At 44.9% G+C, this 19,647-nt stretch carries 16 protein-coding genes and 1 other RNA gene; 7 read left to right on the forward strand and 10 right to left on the reverse strand.

The genetic code is table 11. The features are described 5' to 3' along the window. Window positions 1-66: 66 nt before the first annotated feature. From ACOJR9_RS14335 to ACOJR9_RS14345, 3 genes are all read right to left on the reverse strand, one after another. Window positions 67-1,341 (reverse strand): FAD-dependent monooxygenase, encoded by a 1,275-nt coding sequence (locus ACOJR9_RS14335; RefSeq protein WP_420933610.1) that lies wholly within the window; start codon window positions 1,339-1,341, stop codon window positions 67-69. Between the two features lie 54 nt (window positions 1,342-1,395). Beyond that, the gene (pepP, locus tag ACOJR9_RS14340) at window positions 1,396-2,703 is read right to left on the reverse strand and encodes a Xaa-Pro aminopeptidase (protein WP_420933611.1); all 1,308 of its coding nucleotides are present in this window, start codon (window positions 2,701-2,703) and stop codon (window positions 1,396-1,398) included. 113 nt (window positions 2,704-2,816) lie between these two features. Beyond that, a complete protein-coding gene (locus tag ACOJR9_RS14345) occupies window positions 2,817-3,383 on the reverse strand; it encodes a UPF0149 family protein (protein ID WP_420933612.1) in 567 nt (188 codons plus the stop codon). 531 nt (window positions 3,384-3,914) lie between these two features. On the opposite strand from ACOJR9_RS14345, the gene ssrS reads away from it, so the two are divergent. The 7 genes from ssrS to serA all read left to right on the forward strand — a co-directional run bounded on the left by ssrS (window position 3,915) and on the right by serA (window position 10,638). Next, window positions 3,915-4,097, forward strand: a non-coding RNA gene (gene ssrS / locus ACOJR9_RS14350) — 6S RNA. A 21-nt stretch (window positions 4,098-4,118) separates the two neighbouring features. After that, window positions 4,119-5,015, forward strand: a complete 897-nt coding sequence (locus ACOJR9_RS14355) for a ribokinase (RefSeq protein WP_420933613.1) — start codon at window positions 4,119-4,121, stop codon at window positions 5,013-5,015. A 21-nt stretch (window positions 5,016-5,036) separates the two neighbouring features. Continuing rightward, window positions 5,037-5,981, forward strand: coding sequence for a nucleoside hydrolase (locus ACOJR9_RS14360; RefSeq protein WP_420933614.1), 945 nt, complete (start codon window positions 5,037-5,039; stop codon window positions 5,979-5,981). Window positions 5,982-6,048: 67 nt separating this feature from the next. Continuing rightward, window positions 6,049-7,665 carry an ATP-binding protein gene (locus tag ACOJR9_RS14365; RefSeq protein ID WP_420933615.1) on the forward strand — a complete coding sequence of 539 codons (1,617 nt, stop codon included), beginning with the start codon at window positions 6,049-6,051 and terminating at the stop codon, window positions 7,663-7,665. A gap of 111 nt (window positions 7,666-7,776) precedes the next feature. Continuing rightward, window positions 7,777-8,466, forward strand: coding sequence for a 5-formyltetrahydrofolate cyclo-ligase (locus ACOJR9_RS14370; protein ID WP_420933616.1), 690 nt, complete (start codon window positions 7,777-7,779; stop codon window positions 8,464-8,466). A 177-nt stretch (window positions 8,467-8,643) separates the two neighbouring features. After that, window positions 8,644-9,300, forward strand: a complete 657-nt coding sequence (rpiA, locus tag ACOJR9_RS14375) for a ribose-5-phosphate isomerase RpiA (RefSeq protein ID WP_420933617.1) — start codon at window positions 8,644-8,646, stop codon at window positions 9,298-9,300. 108 nt (window positions 9,301-9,408) lie between these two features. Next, window positions 9,409-10,638 carry a phosphoglycerate dehydrogenase gene (gene serA / locus ACOJR9_RS14380; protein ID WP_420933618.1) on the forward strand — a complete coding sequence of 410 codons (1,230 nt, stop codon included), beginning with the start codon at window positions 9,409-9,411 and terminating at the stop codon, window positions 10,636-10,638. A 136-nt stretch (window positions 10,639-10,774) separates the two neighbouring features. On the opposite strand, the gene ACOJR9_RS14385 is transcribed toward serA, so the two are convergent. The 7 genes from ACOJR9_RS14385 to ACOJR9_RS14415 form a co-directional block, all read right to left on the reverse strand. Next, a complete protein-coding gene (locus tag ACOJR9_RS14385; protein WP_420933619.1) occupies window positions 10,775-11,518 on the reverse strand; it encodes a DUF481 domain-containing protein in 744 nt (247 codons plus the stop codon). Between the two features lie 207 nt (window positions 11,519-11,725). After that, entirely contained in the window at window positions 11,726-12,529 is an 804-nt protein-coding gene (locus ACOJR9_RS14390; protein WP_420933620.1) for a DUF481 domain-containing protein, read from the reverse strand. A 184-nt stretch (window positions 12,530-12,713) separates the two neighbouring features. Beyond that, the gene (locus ACOJR9_RS14395; protein ID WP_420933621.1) at window positions 12,714-13,538 is read right to left on the reverse strand and encodes an HDOD domain-containing protein; all 825 of its coding nucleotides are present in this window, start codon (window positions 13,536-13,538) and stop codon (window positions 12,714-12,716) included. Window positions 13,539-13,632: 94 nt separating this feature from the next. Next, entirely contained in the window at window positions 13,633-13,929 is a 297-nt protein-coding gene (locus ACOJR9_RS14400; RefSeq protein WP_420933622.1) for a DUF1289 domain-containing protein, read from the reverse strand. A 131-nt stretch (window positions 13,930-14,060) separates the two neighbouring features. Then, entirely contained in the window at window positions 14,061-14,771 is a 711-nt protein-coding gene (locus ACOJR9_RS14405) for an SIMPL domain-containing protein (RefSeq protein WP_420933623.1), read from the reverse strand. 298 nt (window positions 14,772-15,069) lie between these two features. Further along, window positions 15,070-18,192: an efflux RND transporter permease subunit gene (locus ACOJR9_RS14410; protein WP_420933624.1), complete on the reverse strand. Its 3,123-nt coding sequence runs from the start codon at window positions 18,190-18,192 to the stop codon at window positions 15,070-15,072. After that, window positions 18,192-19,460, reverse strand: coding sequence for an efflux RND transporter periplasmic adaptor subunit (locus ACOJR9_RS14415; protein ID WP_420933625.1), 1,269 nt, complete (start codon window positions 19,458-19,460; stop codon window positions 18,192-18,194). The genes ACOJR9_RS14410 and ACOJR9_RS14415 overlap by 1 nt, the downstream gene beginning before the upstream one ends. Window positions 19,461-19,647 lie beyond the last annotated feature (187 nt).

Consider the following 19,647-nt stretch of genomic DNA (forward strand, 5'->3'; position numbering starts at 1 on the left):
TTCGGTGTGTTTGGTCAACACCATTTAAATTGGTATTTGCACTAGTCTGAACTAGGTACGCTCTCCCTAAGCGCCTAGGCCATAGCCTGTAGTTTGCTTAACAAACTGCTTTTTAGCTGCGGGCAACATTCCAAGCGCAAGTAACGACAAGTTTCGCCCCACTACTAGGGGAAAGTGACGGTTAGAAAATGTATGCACCAAGGTATCGGTAAGCGCTACCGTGGCTTTTCTGTCTTTATTTCTTTTGCTTGCGTATTCGTGCAACACCGAAAACTGACCGGGATCGATGGATGGTGAGCTACTGCTATTAAGCACCGATATCAAAGCATGGATATCCCTAAGGCCAAGGTTAAAGCCCTGACCCGCTATGGGATGAAGCGCCTGTGCGGCGTTACCCACAATCACCGTTCGGTGAGCCATTACGTCACTGGCAAGTTTTAGTGAAAGTGGATAGCTGCTTTTATCGCTGACCTTTTCTATTTTGCCTTGGCGATAGCCAAACGCATCTTGTAGAGCGCTAGCAAAGTCATTGGGTAACATGGCTAATAGATGCGCCGCTTTGTCAGATTTTACTGTCCACACTACTGAAAAACCATGCCCTGATGACTTTTCACCGTCTATTTCGTTATCGAAGGGTAAAAACGCCAACGGGCCGGAGTCGGTAAAACGCTCGTAGGCTTTATTGTTGTGGGCTAGCTGAGTATGCACATTAAACACAATGGCGGTTTGCCCGTAGTCGCTTTCACTTCTGTCTATGCCCACCTGCTCTGCCAGTGGTGAGCGGCCGCCATCGGCCAGCACCAGCAGCTTAGCCCGATAACATTCGCCGTTGTCTAAGGTAACGTCGGTGTGTGCAACATGCTGCTTTACACTCACTACCTTAGCAGGCGCTACATGCTCGTAACTGTCATTAGCGTTTGCAACAAGCTTAGTCAATGCACTTAACGAAACCACCTGCCCAAACGAAGGGATATGAAAGTCTTTTGCAGCTAAATTCACTAACCCTAGATGCCCACTGTCGCTTACTTCAATTGCATTAATGGTAGGCGGTAATTCGCCAAAGCTGTATTCTGCCAGTTTATCTAACTGTACGTTGAGTGCTGTAAGCTCCTGTACCGTGCGGCGAGCAAGGGCGATAACACGGGTGTCAGTAAATGGATTAAAGTCGCTGCCATTGGGTGTTTTTGTTTCTAGTGAGTTAGATGATACTGGCGCTGCCGAATCAATCAGAGCTACTTTCAGCCCAGAGCGCTTAGACAGCCCTGAGGTTTGGGACAGCCCTTTAGCGAGAACGCAACCGACGATTCCGCCGCCCACAACAACTACATCAACACTCTTCACTCAGTACGTTCCTTCTAGCTGCATTTTTTTAGCCCAGTCTTATTCAAAGCTAAATTACGCCATTAGTGCTTCAATTTCATCTATCTCTTTTGGCACGTCTTTAGTGAGGATCTCAACACCAGTAGCGGTTATAGCCACATCGTCTTCTATTCTCACGCCAATACCTTTGTAACCCTCTGGCACATCGCAATCGCTGCTAATATAGATACCAGGCTCTACGGTTATTACTATACCTGGGCTAAGCGCTCGATCTTCGCCATCATGTTTGTAGTCGCCAACATCGTGCACATCTAAGCCCAAAAAGTGCCCTAAACCATGCATATAAAACTGCCGCCACGTTTGAGCCTCTAAATTTTCCGCAACACTGCCGGTTAATATGCCCAGCTCAATTAAGCCTTCGGTGATCACTTCTGCGCTGTGAGTCATTGCCTGGGGTAAAGTGACGCCCGGTGCCAGCATATCTAAAACGCTTTTTTGCGCTTTTAAGACCAAACTGTATATGGCGCGTTGTGCATCGCTAAACTTACCGTTCGCTGGAAACGTACGCGTAATATCGGCAGCGTACCCTTGATACTCGGCACCCGCATCAATAAGCACTAAATCGCCATTGTTAACCTGTGCGCTGTTTTGCGTGTAGTGCAGTATGCATGCATTTTCCCCGCTACCCACTATGGTACCGTAAGCCGGACTTCGTGCGCCCGCCATGGCAAACTCATGATGAAGTTCAGCTTCTAACTGATATTCAAAGCACCCCGGGTGCGCAAACTGCATGGCGCGCTTGTGGGCACGAGCACTGATTTCACAGGCCGCTTTAATGACCGCAACTTCACTTGCCGACTTATACACACGCATTTCGTGTAGCAAAGGCTGTATATCGTGCACAATAGCGGGTGCAAGAGACTGTTTCGGGGCCTCTTTCAAGGTCTTTACGGCGTTAATAATTAACTGTTCGTGGTGCTCATTAGCACCAAGGGCCACATATAGGTGCTGTTGCCCCTGCATGGCTTCAAGCATGGCTTCTTCTAACTCTTGCTCCTCAAATGCCTCATCTAGGCTAAATCGAGACAAAGCAGCCTCAGCGCCTAATCGTTTTCCCTGCCACACTTCTGCTTGCTTGTCTTTAGCTTGTACTACCATTGCGCGGTAGCTTTCACCATAGCGGGGATGATTGGAGATGATTAACCACGCGTTGGGCTCTTCAAAACCCGTTAAATACCAAAAGTCGCTATCTTGCCTGAACAGGTATTCAGTATCTCGACTGCGAGTTACTAGTGACGCCGCTGGTACAATGCATACGCTGTTTGGCTGGCACTGTGCTAATAATCTATCTTGCCTAGAAATAAACTCTTGCGCGCTAATCATAAATTTATAAACCCTGTCGGCATCTTTTGTTAACTTCTATTAAACGATGTTTTGCTAGCATGTACGATATTTATGATTATCGTGCTATCTAAAATTACCGTGCTTATAGTCAATTAGTGTATTGAAGGTTTATCTTTTTGATCATCTAGCAACGACTGACCAAGCTCGCTGAAGCACAAAATTGCCGAAACCTTCACATACTCTTCAACTTCAAAGAGCGCTTTTTCAGACTCTTCGTCCGCATCCATTGGCTCCTCCATCCGAGAAATATCAGAAAAGTCTTCAAGTGCTTCTTTTACATCATCGCTACACTTCACCAAGTCTTGCTGGTGCAATCCAAACCCGAGCATAAAACCTTGTACCCAGTTAATGAGGGCGGTACCGCGATCATTTATTGGCGCATGGTCTTCTGGAAGCAGTAAAGTCAGTGCAAACTCAGGCTCTAGCAACTGCTGGCAGGTTTGGTTAAACAGTGTGGTTAGCGTAAAAACAACCGGCTCACTAAAGCTTTCGTCTTGATTTACCATTTCGCTTAACGCTTCTAACCATTTTTGATCGGTAAGAGACATGCCACCACACAGCATGCCGCAGAGGATGCCGTGTATTTCGGCGCCGTCTACTATTACGCCATGTTGAGACAATGTATTGGTAACGCTGTCGTAATCGAGCTGCTTTTCCACTGATAACTCTCTTTAAGTTTGAAATGTGATGCAATGCATGGGAATTATTCTTTTTGCCTTTTTCCGCTTTTTTTAGGCTTTAGCACAGCCATTCAGGTATGTGTGAACCACGCGAAGTAAAACAATGCAGAAAGATAACCGCCGTGCTTATACTGTGCTTTAATAGTAGCAAAATCGGGATATAAAACCTACTTTTGCCGATTTGATTACTCACTGTTCGAACGATTGAGCAAAAGCAGTAAAACCTTCATCTTCTCTGGTAACACGAGTGTATTTCTACTACCATTGAAAATGCGGATACGGACTTCCCTTCGCGACAGAAAAGCAGTGTTGGCGAAGTGAGAGTAGTTTTCTTGAGCTTATCGCATATGCGTGTATACTTGCTGACCAACGGGTGCTGACCAAATGGTCAAGAATAAGTCATTCTTAAAGCAGCTATATTCAACAACGCAACGTATTGCTTCGCACAAGAGTGATCTCCTTCACTAGTACGCGCGTTTCATATACCTTGTTGCGTTAATACAACAACAATGTTTCCTGGGGTGTTTGCAAGTTCATTCATGTCCCTGGCCGATGCTATAAACCTAGGAAGTTGAAACTGTAACTATTGTGCAAGCTCGGCTCGTATCGAGAAGCCTACGGTCATAGTGATTCTTCCGCCCTGAACATTTCGGTTCACGGGCGAAAATGGACACGCGGCATTCTGGGAGACGCCCTCTTTCGACGGAAGAAGAAATGGCAATAATAAATTTTGGCTCAATCAATATCGACCACGTTTACCAAGTAGAGCATTTTGTTCAGCCTGGTGAAACTATCGCTTCAACGCACTATCAAACTTTGTTGGGCGGTAAAGGCGCAAACCAATCTATTGCGCTGGCGCAAGCTGGTGCCGACGTTAGGCATGTAGGCAGTATCCACGAAAATGACGCTTCGTTTAAACAGGCGTTGATAAAGAAAGGAGTGGATTGTCGCGGCGTAAAATGCTCTGAGACTCCCTCAGGACATGCCATCATTCAAGTTACCCCTAGTGGTGAAAATGCCATCGTACTATTTGGTGGTGCAAACCAAACTATTACTGCTAATACCGTCATGGCTGCGCTAGATGACGCCAAGCCCTCAGACTGGGTACTAACGCAAAACGAGACGAGCAGTATTGACGAAGTGCTTCGCCAAGCAAAAGAAAAACAGCTGAAAGTTGCGTTTAATCCAGCGCCAATGAGCGAATCGGTTAAGGCGTTGCCTCACGACTGTATCGACTTGCTTATCGTTAACGAGACAGAAGCAGCCGCACTAACCGGTAAAGAAGCAATGGATGACATTGTTACTGAATTTAAGCAACAGTGGGCCCACTGTGAAGTCATTATCACCTTGGGTAAAGCCGGTGTAATGATGCTTAGAAAAGGTGAGCTGATTAACGTTGATGCATTTTCTGTTGATGCTATTGATACAACCGCCGCAGGCGATACCTTTATCGGCTATTTTTTATCAGCGTACAGTAATCACACAGACGCTAAACAGGCGCTTAAACGAGGCTGCGCGGCATCTGCAATAGCGGTCACACGAGAGGGCGCTGCGCAAAGTATTCCAACTCAGAAAGAAGTAGACCGTTTTTTAGCAAAGCATTCCGGCTAAAATTATTCCAGAGAGAATTTCATGGCACATAAAATAATATTAGATACCGATCCGGGCATTGATGATGCAATGGCCATATTTTTTGCATTTCAATCACCTGATATTGAACTGCTTGGCTTAACAACGGTTTACGGTAATGTTCCCGTTACTATGGCGGCGCAAAATGCCCTAACGCTTTGCGAATTAGCTGGCAGAAACGACGTTCCAGTAACAAAAGGGGTTGGCATGCCTTGGGTTGGCGAAGAGTCTACTTATGCGCACTTCGTTCATGGAGAGCACGGATTCGGCCATATTAAGCCAGAGCCCCCTAAAGGTGAACTTGACCCACGCAGCTCTGCGCAGTTTATCGTTGATATGGCCCGTAAATATCCAGGCGAAATCACCTTAGTGGCAATAGGTCCACTTGGAAACCTAGCGCTAGCGCTTCGTTTAGAGCCAGAGCTACCTAAACTGGTTAAAGGCGTAAGCATTATGGGCGGTGCTGCGTTTGTGCCCGGTAACGTAACGCCGGTTGCAGAAGCTAATATTTGGAATGATGCCCATGCAGCAGAAATAGTGTTCGCGGCAGACTGGGATTTGGTCATGTTTGGTTTGGACGTTACTAACGACGTGCCATTTGCGCCAACATTTGTTGACGTGCTTGCTGAGAAAAACCCAACACTTGGTGGCTTCGTTCAAGAAAGCGCCCAGTTCTATATGGATTTTTACTCTCAAAACAGAGAAGACAGGGTGTGTTTCTTCCACGATGCGTTTCCAATTGCACACCTTCGCCACCCAGAGCTTTTCGAACTGACCGAAGGCCACGTTAGGGTTGGAACCAGCACGTTAGACAGAGGCCAAACGGTAGTTGCACCTAAAGGCACCACACCAAGTCCGCTTTGGAACAAAGCAAATACCATTAAGGTAGCGACGAAAGTAGACCATAGTAGACTTGAGAAATTGTTCATAGACACCTACGCTCTTTAGTAATAATGTTAAGGGGGTTCAGTGAGCCCCCTGCATAAATGTACTTTTGAGGTTAAAAACCAGTACTATGAAGTCTGCACCTATTCCAGAAAACGAAAAAGAACGGTTAGCCGAACTTCTAAGCTATGACATATTAGATACTGAAGCCGAAAAACTTTTTGACGATATTACTGCACTTGCTTCACAAATCTGCGGTACGCCTATCGCGCTTATTAGTCTTATCGATTCCGATAGGCAATGGTTTAAATCTCGCATTGGTCTTAACGCTGAAGAAACATCACGCGATATTGCATTTTGTTCCCACGCTATCTTACATCAAAAAGTGTTTGAAGTTCCCGATGCCACCAAAGATGAACGTTTTCGCGACAACCCCCTTGTAACCGGCTCTCCTGATATTCGATTTTATGCGGGTGCACCGCTCATTGCCCCTTCTGGTTATCCTATTGGAACGCTTTGCGCCATTGATAAAAAGCCAAACAAACTGACAGAAGAACAGAAAGAAGCGCTAGAAACTCTGGGACAATCCGTTGTTGCTCACCTGGAATTGAGGCGTAAAAATAGGGAACTTGAGCGCACAAGCCAATTTAAGTCTGATTTTCTGTCTTATATCAGCCATGAAATTCGCACGCCGCTTAATGCGATTAACACGTTTAGTAATCTGCTAGAAAGTGAGGCTCGAAAACTTTCGCTTCCATCTCAATTTAGCTCTTCGCTCTCGCACATCAGTAAAAGCGGCGAACGTCTTCTGGAGATCGTTAATTCGGTGCTTGATATTAAGCGGATAGAAGCAGGTAAAATGCGAGTAATGCCACGCGCTATTAATACTAAGGACTTTTTCACTCATCTGTTCTCAGTCACTCGTGTTCGTGCTGAACAAAGTGACATTACGTTTACTGCTACACTAGATACTAGCCTTCCGGCTTCTATTTATCTAGATGACACTAAATTTGGGCAAGTTGCACTAAATATACTTTCTAATGCCATTAAATTTACGCCTAGAAATAAGGCGATGTCTTGTCTAGTAAAATACAAAAAAGGTGCTTTAATATTTTCTGTTTCAGATGAAGGTATTGGTATTAGCGATGACGATCAGGCGCGCCTGTTTACTCGATTTGAGCGTATGGATAATGCACATAAAATACCTGGTTCTGGTTTGGGACTGAGCATATCCAAGCAACTCGTTGAACTTATGAATGGAACAATTAGGCTCAAAAGTAAGCTGCAAGAAGGCACAAGAGTTAGCATCTCTATTCCGTCCGCGCAAATGGACCAAAATCAAATAACCGAAGCTTCTCCTCAAAACGCTTCTGCCCAGCTTGCTATCTCTAAGCCCGTAAATATCCTAATTGTAGAAGACCACCAGATTAATCAAGCGGTAATCGTGGCGCTTTTTGAAAAGTTAGGGTTGCCGTACACCATCGTTGACACTGGAGAAGAAGGCGTCGAATATATTAAATCTAACCACGCCGACCTTGTCTTAATGGATATGAATTTACCTGGCATTCAGGGCGACCAAGCATCTAGACTTATCAAAGCGCAATACCCTAACCTTCCTATAGTCGCATTAACTGCCGACGCTATTACTACTTCAGACAGTTTAAAAGAGAGAGGGCTGGATGACGTTTTAACAAAGCCAATTAATGCGGCTAATCTAGTAAAAACCCTAAACCACTACCTTGGTTGAGAATAATTTGGTTAAAGCTCCGTGGTAAAGAATGCTTTGGTTAAAAGTCACTAGATTGAGACCGGCTTGTTTACGAGTACTTTAGTGAATAGAAATTGATTTGAGAACAGCATGGCGATGAGTACGTTTTTATCCAATACTGAGCCCGTTGAGAGCAAAGCAGATTTACGCAAAAGTTTACGTAAAACTCTGCGAAAAATAAGAAATAACCTACCATCTGAGCAACGTGAACATTCTGCGCGGCAAATTAGCAAACACCTAAACTCGTTGCCGTGCGTGGCCACAGCAACATCAATTGCTGGGTATTTGGTGAATGATGGAGAAATAGATCTCAACCCATTTATGCAAGATGCGGTTAGCCGCAACAAAGTTATGAGCCACACCTACTATTCATCTCAATCTACTCCTGCCTCAACCACGTTCTCGCTTCCCGTATTACATCCTGTTTGCAAAGGTCACCTGCTGTTTCTTGAATATGCACCACATACCACGCTGGTAAAAAATAAATACAATATTGATGAACCTGAACTGGCCTGCCACAACGTTGTTCCCACTAGCACTATAGACGTTATTTTAATGCCGTTGGTGGGCTTTGATAGTAAAGGCAACCGACTGGGCATGGGCGGCGGGTACTACGACAGGACGCTGGCATTTACCCGATTTACTCAGCAAAGACCCACTTTGATTGGGATTGCACATGACGAACAAGAAGTTGATAGCCTGCCCTTTGAGACTTGGGATATTCCAGTGGATATGATTGTAACTCCTAAGAAAACTCTCACTTTTACTAGGGCGAATTGAGTGACTAAAACACTAAACAACGTTGAAACCAATCTTTGATCTATGCGTTTACATCATCCTTTGTATGAGCTTCTCTGTTCCACTTAGCCATTTATTACCTTGCAAACTCGGCATTGTAGTAGTGGGTAAAAACGCTCACATCGGTTACACTTCTCTCAACCTAGAAGGAGAATAACCATGGATCAGAACGCGAAAAAACACGCAGTGGCAAAAGCTGCTATAGACTACGTTGAGCAAGACAGCATTGTTGGAGTAGGCACGGGTTCAACCGTTAACTTTTTCATCGAAGAATTGGGCAAAATAAAAAATAAAATTGAAGGTGCCGTATCAAGCTCTGAAGCCTCTACTGAAAAGCTAAAAGCGTTAGGAATTGACGTTTTTGAACTTAACGACGTTAGCGACTTATCGGTTTATATTGATGGTGCCGATGAAGTTACCGAACATAAGCATATGATAAAGGGCGGAGGCGCCGCGCTTACGCGAGAAAAAATAGTGGCTGGCGTAGCAAAAACTTTTGTGTGTATTGTTGATGACAGTAAACGGGTTCCGGTACTCGGTAGTTTTCCTCTTCCTGTGGAAGTAATTCCGATGGCGCGCTCTTTTGTGGCTAGAGAATTAGTGAAACTGGGAGGCGACCCTGAATACCGTCAAGGAGTCGTGACAGATAATGGCAACGTCATTTTAGATGTACACAATTTGGAGATACTCAATCCTCGGGAATTAGAGCAAGCGATCAATAATATTCCCGGTGTGGTCACTAATGGCATTTTCGCTATGCGCGGTGCAGATATCGTACTTTCAGCAACCGATGAGGGTGTAAAAACCTTTACGTGAAATACTCCTTTTAACTGAGGACGTTTTCTGTTATTTTCGTTTTTAGACGTCTAGATGGCTTAACCTATATTTTCGAATCGAAACACAACAGCGAGAGACAGCGAGTTCATGAGTAAAGTTTCACTTGAGAAGGACAAAATCCGAATTTTATTGTTAGAGGGTGTTCACCAGAGCGCGCTCGAAACACTTAAAAATAGCGGTTACACAAATATTGAGTATCTTAAAACTTCTCTTCCCGAAGATGAGTTAATTGAAAAAATCAAAGATGCCCACTTCGTCGGACTGCGTTCTCGTACCCAAATTACCGAGAAGGTGGTAGATGCCGCTAAAAAACTCGTTGCCATTGGTTGTTTTTGTATTGGCACAAACCAAGTTGACCTAACTGCGACTCAACGCCGCGGTATTCCTGTGTTTAACGCGCCCTTTTCAAACACGCGCTCTGTTGCCGAGCTTGTTTTAGGCCAAATTATTCTTCTACTTCGTCAAGTGCCAAGCAAAAATGCAAAAGCACACCGCGGTGAGTGGGAAAAAACAGCCGCAGGCTCTTATGAAGCAAGAGGCAAAACGCTGGGTATTATTGGTTATGGCCACATTGGTACGCAGCTTAGTATCTTGGCAGAACATTTGGGCATGCGCGTACAGTTTTTTGACATCGAAGATAAGCTAGTGCTTGGTAACTCAGCCCAAGTTAAGTCTCTTGAGAAACTGCTTAATACCTCTGATGTCGTCACGCTTCACGTGCCTGAAACACCTGAAACGCAAAACATGATAGGCGAAAAAGAGCTATCTCAAATGAAGCCTGGCAGCGTATTGATTAATGCGTCTCGCGGAACAGTGGTCGATATAGACGCGCTTTCAGAGGCACTTAAAAGCGGTCAGTTGAATGGTGCAGCCATTGACGTATTCCCAGTAGAACCTAAGTCGAATGGCGAAGAGTTTGAGTCACCTCTTCGTGAGTTCGACAACGTAATTCTTACGCCCCACGTAGGGGGAAGTACACAAGAAGCGCAAGAAAATATTGGTATTGAAGTGGCAGGTAAGCTCGCGAAATACAGCGATAACGGTTCAACCCTGTCTGCGGTTAACTTCCCAGAGGTATCGCTGCCAGAGCACAACAGCCGCTCACGCTTGCTCCACATTCACAAAAATCAGCCGGGTATCCTTACTCAAATTAACCGAGCGTTTGCAGAGAAAGGCATCAACATTGAAGCGCAGTATCTTCAAACAAACGCTGAAATTGGATACGTAGTAGTAGACGTTAAAGAAGACAGGGGTTACGAGGCCCTTGCTGAACTTCAGCAGATTGACGGCACTATAAAGACACGGATATTGCACTAAACCGGCACAGTATGCGGTCAAACCCTAGCGGCTCGTTATGATGGTTAATAGCCACAAACAAAAACGCCGCATCGATAAATGTCGATGCGGCGTTTTTAATGACTTAACAGTTAACACTGCTTGTGTATTATCTTGTTTAAAAAAAGTTGTAAACTAAGCTAACTGCTGTTTCGGTATCAAGATTATCTCTATTTACAGCGACGTCTGAGTTGTGGTCCATCTTGAACGACAACCGCATTGAAAGGCTACCGGTGATCACCGCAGTCAGCGCTGATTCAGCACGAGACTTCGTATTTTCAGAGCCGACTTCCGTACTTAGTGTTTGAGTGAACTTAGACGTGTCTGAAATTAACCATGTATAGGCTGTTGAAGCACGAACAATGACACTGTCTTGATCTTCGCCCGCTTGTGTTTCAACAAACGAGTAACCTGGACCAATTGAATACTCCAGCGTGTGTTTCTCGTTCTGCAATACTTTTTGGTTCCAACCCAGTGCCAGTGTTGCTTGATAATTAAAGTTGCTTAGGCGGTCATCCTCGAACGAGGCAAAGCCAAACAAACGGTTATCTGGGTTATCCAGTTTGTAGTTACCTTGTGCAGAAGCGAAAAACTTTTGCGCTGACGTAAATTCAACGTCTTCACCGTCGTCTCCTTCAACAGTCTCTTCTTTGTAAAGACCTTCAATCAGGTAATCATTGCTCCACATTTCTAACTCTTGATGCGCAGTGATACCGGCATTAATCGATGTGGTTTCAGTGTTACCCGTTGTTGAGATAAATCCTAACTCCCCCTCCATAGTAAATGGCTTTGGCTTGTCTTGAGCAAAAGCAGATGGTGCAAGTGAGAATGCGATTATCGATGCGAGAACGCGCTTATTCATTGAACAGTCCTATTGATTAACTTTCCCTTTGTTACACTGCGGTCACTTTATTGACGACGCAATATAGCCATTTTCAGGGTATTTACAGCAATGTAAATCGCTGCTGGTGATGTGTGCCGCGCAGTGTACCGATTAAAAGTTGACAGTCAACGATAAAGGTCAAAAAAACAGCAAAAACAGTGATGAAACCTAACAAAAGTATAAGCATTAGAAAAATTGATATACCAATGCCACCGACGTCTCGGTACTCAGGGGGTCGATATTTTCTGCGGTATCGGTTTCGTGATTTAAAATGAAGGATAGCTTCATGGCAAGAGAGCCAAAAACGTTTGCAGATAACGATGTTTCACTGCGTGATTTGGTGTTCTCCCCCCCTGCTTCGGTGCTAACAAACTGCCTCAGTTTTGCCCCTGAACTCCAGCGGTATCTATACTCCGCCGAGGCTCTCACAATCATACCGTTGTTAATCATGGTATCGTTGTCTTCGTCAGCTTCAACAAATGTGTACCCCGGACCAATGCTATAGCGAAACTCACTGTCTTCAGTTCGCCAAAGGCGCTCGGAATACCCTGAAGCAAAAGACGCCCGATACTCAAAACCAGTGAACCTGTCGTCTTCATAATCACCATACATGAAGACACGGCGGCCGTTAGACACCAACTTGTAGTCGAATTGCGCACTGCTGAAAAAACGTTGGGCGCTGGTGTCTCGGTTTGCACCTAGGGCAGCACTCTCCTTATATAGTAGCTCTGCAAAGTACACACTGCTCCATGTTTCAGTTTCATGATCAGCATTAATGGCTGCTTTAATACTGGCCGCTGATGTATTCCCTGTATTTATCAAAATACCAAGCTCTCCATCAAGGTTGAATTGTGGGATGGTATCGTCCGCGTCCGGTGCGTAATCGGCGTGATAAAGCGTTGTAATAAGATCGGTGGCCTGCGCGAATGAAGAAATACTAGTGCACAGAACGCACAGCGCGATGCAGGTCTTAATGAGAGTAGTGAACATAATTAAATTAACGTTGGGCTTTGTCGTTATTGTTATTGTCTTTCTAGTCTTTGTTTTTTACATTTTCTATTTAAGAGTACTTTTAAGCAAAAACTCTTATTCACGTCTTTTTAACGTTGCACAACTAAGTCGCAATGGTTAGCTGACAACATTCACTTGACCGCTGTTCGGTTGACGCTTTGACTCATATAATTAGTGCGGCAATTTTCACTGTTTCGCATTCTGCGTAATCAGTGGCGTTACTGATCATTTCCAGGTCCACGCCTACTGTGTTGGCTATTTCAGACGTAAAAAGTTCAATATTTGAATAATTTTCTTTGTCTAACTGGCGCACTGCAATACGATTGCACAACGCCAATACCCCAATTTCACGATCTGATGATTGTCTTGCAACATCGTTCACGTGCGTAATCGGGTAAAACAGGCCAATAGGTAAATTCCAGCTTTCCAGTATAATACCGCTACAGTGGGCGAAGGTAAAACCGAAAAGCTGCTTTTGGCGCTGGGAGGGTAGTAGTGACTTATCACTATCTAAATATTGTTGGTAAAGATCAGGGGAACGCTTTGCTACCACAAGCTCACTTAAATTTTGCAGTATTCCCATTACAAAAAAGCGCTCTATCACTTTCGCATTGGTACTCATGGCGAGGTGTTTTGCTAACATGCCTGAATAAACAGACATATGCCAGTGTTGCTTTAAATCGATAAGTTCAGAGTCGAAACATGTAAAAGCGGTACTGGCAGTTTCAGACACCACTAAGTTATACAGCGCCTCACCGCCAATCACATTGATGGCCTTTGACACAGACTCAATTTGAGAAGGAAAACGAAACAACGAACTGTTAGCAAGGCGAAGTACCTTAGCCGTTAGCGAGGAGTCAGTGCTGATTAAGTTACCAATGTCTTCAGCACTTGAACGCGGGCAGTCGAGTAATTCACGCAACCTTACGCACACACTAGGAAGCGCAAAGGATTTTGTGGCAAATTTTACGTATTGCTTTATTGACATTAAAAAACTCTCAATGGGTATTAGATGCTGCTACTGCTTCTGAAAGAAGCTACTTAATAGCGCTATAGAAGCCATTTCCCCTTGAACTGGGCAGCTACTTATCATCGCTTTGCCTGTTCTCAAATAGGTCTATTTGACTAGTTGTCTTCTTACTTTGTGTCTCTATGTACTTTTTGCGTTCTCTTGCAATAATGGCGCGTTTGCGCCTAATGCAGGCAGCAATAATGTGGCGTTTTGTTGCATCGTTCACCTGAAACCAATAAAGACGTTCATCTCGACTTCTGAGACAGCCTTTGCAAAAACCACGGGGCCCAGATTCACAAACTCCAATACACGGGCTGGGTATCTCAAAGAACTCCAGCTGTTCAGACTGTGGCTTCTGCTGTGACATTATCTCTCAATTTTTTTGTACAAATAAGCACCATAATAAGGCTCAATAAACTCACTAGGCCAATTAAAACCTAAGCTATACCATAGTACTACTAGACATTAGCATCAAATTAAAGCCGCTATCGCTCTCAGCTAATCTATCAATGTATAATCTATGGTCGATACCACACGCACCTTTTTGATATGGGGGTGGTAACTGTCTCTGCTACTAATGGTAAAGCGACCTTGATTGGCTCGCTTGATTTTGCCAAGCGTACTTTTCGAATCTGTTGCGAACTTCTCAGCCACCTCCCTTGCATTTAATGTAGCCTCTTCAATCATCGACGGCTTCACTTCGTTCAATCGAGTAAACACGTAGTCAGGTTGATTTTCATAGCGATTCTCAGATAACACTATTCCCGATTTAATTAGCTTTCCTACCTGCTGCATCGCTAAGCGAACCGTTTCTACTTGTGTCGAAAAAACGGTAATTGTTTGCATACTGCTATACCTAAATGGCGCTCTTTCGCTTCCACCATACTGCTGTGCAAGTTTGTCTGTGATCTGGGGTTTGTCGGTAGTAATGCTATCTGACTTAATACCGCTTTCTTCTAAAAAGCGAACTACTGTTGCACTATTTTGTTCAATTCGCTCATACAGTTCGGGTAAGTCGTTACCCGCATCCACAAACTGAATTGGCCAAATAACTTGGTCGGCAACATATTCTCTTTCTGACAGCCCTTTTACCGTCACCACCCTATTCCAGGTTTGCATATCTTTCATCGATGCAGATAGGGTTGTTCCAAGAAAGGCGACTGCGAGGATCATACCTAACGCGATAACAACTGCGGCTCCTACTTTCATGTGACTTTTCTCCTTTTACCCTCAAACCTTCTTCGATTCACTGATAGTTCTAATAATATGAATAATAGTACTTTTTTAACGTCTTACCTAGACCAAGTTAGTTTTACTCGGTGAAATTTAAGGAACTACATAGGCAAATAATTATGCATAGGCAGCATGAAAAAAGAACAAAAAAAAAGGCCACTCAATAGAGTGGCCTAAAAATGCTCCTTGAGAGAGCAACGCTTGGGTAGACGGAAGTGTTTTAATTTACGGTGACGAATAACAGCAATGTTTTTACAAGCGCTAAACTTAAACGCTAGCCTTTTCGTTTTAGTAAGTAATAAAACACCGGAGTAAGTATAAGGCCAAAGACGGTGACGCCTATCATGCCAGAGAAAACTGCCACGCCCATGGCTTGACGCATTTCAGCCCCTGCACCAGTAGAGAGCACCATTGGCAGTACACCCATAATAAAGGCGATTGACGTCATTAAAATAGGGCGTAAACGAAGTCGGCTGGCTTCCTTAATTGCCGCTAACGCGCTCATGCCACTGTCTTGTAACTCTTTCGCAAATTCCACAATAAGAATGGCGTTTTTCGTTGCCAAGCCTACCAACACGATTAACCCTATTTGGGTGAATATGTTGTTATCTCCACCATAAATTTTAACCCCTATTAACGCACTCAGCAGGGTCATAGGCACAATCAGAATAATGGCTAACGGCAAACGCAAGCTTTCATATTGAGCTGCGAGTACGAGAAACACCAACAGCACAACCAGCGGGAAGATATAAGCCGCTGCGTTACCCGCCAGTATTTGCTGGTAGGTGAGCTCAGTCCACTCGTAGGTCATGCCTAACGGCAATGTCTCAGCAAGAATGTTCTCAATCGCGGCTCTAGCCTGATCAGAGGAATAGCCTGGTGCAGGTGCGCCATTAATTTCCGCCGTAATGTAGCCGTTGTAATGCATCACTCTGTCTGGGCCGGCGCTATGCTCAACGTCTAAAAATGAACCAAGTGGGATCATGTCGCCCTGAGCGTTTCGTATTTTAAATTGGCTAATATCTTCTATATCTTGACGGTATTGTGCATCGGCCTGCACGTTCACCTGATACGTTCGCCCAAATAGATTGAAGTCGTTCACGTACAGCGAGCCCAAGTAAGCTTGCATAGTGGTAAACAAGGTATCTATATTCACCCCTTGGCTCACTGCTTTTTCCCGATCTACATCCACATCTAGTTGGGGAACGGCAACGGTAAAGCTGGTAAAAGCATCGGTAAGCGCAGGATGCTGCCACGCTTTGCCAATCACTTCTTGAGTGACTCGCTCTAACTCTTCAAACCCAAGGTTACCTCTATCTTCAACCTGAAGTCTAAAGCCACCAATCGTACCCAACCCATTTACCGGAGGCGGTGGAAAAATAGCCACATAGGCGCCTTTTATCGAGCCAAACTGTTGATTTAATGTAGCGGCAATGGCACCTGCCGATAGCTCGGGAGACTGGCGCTCGTCAAAGGGTTTTAACGGCGTAAACAAGATGCCCGAGCTGGGACTATTGGTGAACCCGTTAATGTTTAGCCCAGGAAATGCCACCGCGTCTGAAACACCAGGGTGTTCCATAGCAATACGGGACATCTCTCGAATAACGTCTTCAGTTCGGTCCAAACTTGCTGCGTTAGGAAGCTGAGCAAACGCCACAAGATATTGTTTATCTTGAGGGGGCACGTACCCCGTTGGCGTGGTAGCAAATTGATTGTAAGTTAGCGCAATAAGGCCGGCGTAAAGCACTAATACAATGCTGCTCTTGCGGATTAATCCACCAACTGCATTGGTATACCCTTTAGCACTGCGCTCGAACAAACGATTAAAGGGCGCAAACACAAATCTGCCAAACACGTTGTCCATACCCCGCGTTAGCCAATCGTTAGACTTACCGTGAGGTTTTAGCAGAAGCGCAGACAGCGCTGGACTGAGCGTTAAAGAGTTTATCGCAGAGATAACCGTTGAAATAGTAATGGTTAATGCAAACTGTTTGTAAAATTGCCCCGTTAAGCCACTCATAAATGCAGTGGGAACAAATACTGCAGCCAGCACTAGCGTGGTGGCAATAATAGGCCCAGTGACCTCTTTCATCGCCTGCACAGTGGCATCAAAAGGTGTTTTACCCTCTGCGATATTTCGCTCTACGTTTTCCACCACCACAATGGCATCGTCAACGACAATACCTATTGCTAGTACTAACCCGAACAACGACAACGCATTGAGGGAAAAGCCCATTAGCTGCATAAATGCAAAGGTACCTACCAAGGAAATAGGAACCGCTACTAAGGGAATAATTGAGGCGCGCCACGTCTGCAAAAACAGAACAACCACCAGCACCACTAGTAACACCGCCTCAAAAAGGGTGTTGACTACCGCTTCTATGGAGCCCCTAACAAACACAGTGGGATCGTACACAATGTCGAACTCTAGCCCTTCAGGGAACAGCTGAGATAATTCAGCCATGCGAGCGCGGACATCGTCAGAGATCTGTATTGCATTTGAACCTGGTGCCTGAAAAATGGGGATTGCCGCAGCCGGCTTGTTATTGAGTAGCGAACGTAACGAGTAAGTGTTTGCACCCAGCTCTATGCGCGCTATATCTTTTAATCGCGTAATTTCGCCATCATCGCCAGTTTTAACGATGATATTTTCAAACTCAGACTCGTCTTTTAAACGGCCGCGAACGTTGATTAACAACTGAAATTCACTAGACCCAGTAGGCTGAGCGCCCAAGCTACCAGCGGCAGCCTGTTGATTTTGAGCAGCAATGGCGGCAACCACGTCGCCGGGGTTCATTTGCAGTGCAGCAAGCTTACTTGGGTTAAGCCATACTCGCATGCTGAACTCACCTGCGCCAAATAAGCGCACCTGACCAACACCGTCAATTCGGGCTAGTTCATCTTTCACATTTTGATCGGCATAGTTCGACAAATACAGCATGTCGTAACGATTATCCGGTGACGTTAAATGCACCACCATGGTTAAATTTGGGGATGACTTTTCGGTCACTACACCAAGACGCTGTACTTCTTGTGGCAATCGAGGGGTCGCGCGATTAACACGGTTTTGTACTAGGGTGGTGGCATCGTCTGGGTCGGTACCAATGGCAAACGTGATAGTGAGCGTCATACGTCCATCGCTGGTAGCCTGCGATGACATATACAGCATATTTTCTACGCCGTTAATTTCTTGCTCTAACGGCGTTGCTACAGTTTCCGCTATTACTTCAGGGTTAGCACCAGGATAGTTAGCCGTGACTACAACTGTAGGTGGCACCACTTCTGGGTATTCAGTAATGGGTAGCTGCCATACCGCAATGGCACCACCGATAAAAATAAGTAGGGACAATACGCCGGCGAATATCGGCCGGCTTATAAAGAATTGCGACACATTCATTACTTAAGGCCTGCGGTTGCTGTGCCGATGGTAAATGCACCCGCTGATAACACGTCTTCCACTTGTGCCATGTCTTGTGTGGCCTGCGTCACGCTATCAACGCGAGACTGCCAATGCTCTAGGTTCACAATCGCATCTTCATCGCTCATGGGAACTTTGTTTCTGGCTACGGTTGCGCCTGGGCGAACTCGTTGAAGTCCGTTAACTACAATGGTGTCGTCTGTAGAAAGCCCTTGCTTAATAATGCGCATGCTTCCTACTTTGTCGCCTAACGTAACTGGGCGGTACTCCGCTTTATTGTCATCATTTACCACAAGCACATACTTATTATTAAGGTCGGTGCCTATGGCTCTTTCTTTAATTAGTATGCCCTTCTCATTGGTATCACCTGCAAGCTTCAAATGAGCGAACAGACCTGGAATTAAACGGCCGTTTTCATTATCGAACACAGCGCGTACGCGCAAGGTTCCGGTATTTGCGTTAACTTGGTTATCGATAAAGTCGATTTGTCCCCAATGCATATAGTCATTTTCGTTTGCTAGACGCATTGCTACTGGCTGCTCAATTACTGCGGTAGAGCCACTAGTTTTGTTAGATAAGTAATTAAGGTAGGTTTGCTCGTCAATATCGAAGTAGGCATACAGACGGTCGGTAGACACGATACGGGTAAGTTCGGTTTGCCCTGCGGTAACAAAATTACCTTCAGTGATATTAGCGCGCGATACACGACCTGAAATAGGCGCTTCAACACGGGCAAAACCGCGATTTAATCTAGCAACTTCTAATGAAGCTTGCGTTTGATTTAAACTCGCCATCGCTTGATTCTTCTCGGCGAGTCGAGCATCTAGCACTTCTTCTGATACCGCTTGAGTCTCGCGCAGCTTAAATGCACGGTCGTAATTTTGCTTGGCAAGAGATAGTCGGCTTTTGGCTTCTTCAAGCTGCGCCGTTAAACGGGATACTTCTGCTTTAAACATTCTGTTGTCGATAAGAAACAGGGTTTGTCCTTGCTCGACATATTCCCCCTCTTCATAGGCAACAAAATCAATATAGCCTGAAACACGAGGGCGAAGCGCTACACTATGTGGCGATTCTAGACGACCAGTAAAGTTGTCCCACTCGGTCAAGCGTTGTGATACCACAGTAGCCACATCTACCGGCACACCTGTACTCGCTTGCATCATTTGATCAGATTCCTGCTTATCACCGCATGCAGCAATAAGTGCAGTGAGAGCTACCACTGCCATAAAACGGGTTACACTTTTCATTGCAAGATACTCTTTTGAAATTAGCTATAGGTTTGATGGCGTGCATTATGCTAAAGTCTAAACAATAAAAATAATTATCTTTTCATATGCAACACATCATTTAATGTGATGCTTTAGAAGTATGTAAACCCCGCGTTAACACTGCTTTTCAATGGTGTAAAAATTGGCTAAGAAAGCTAAAAATAGG

The organism is Alteromonas ulvae (genome assembly GCF_048987005.1).
GTDB lineage: Bacteria > Pseudomonadota > Gammaproteobacteria > Enterobacterales > Alteromonadaceae > Alteromonas.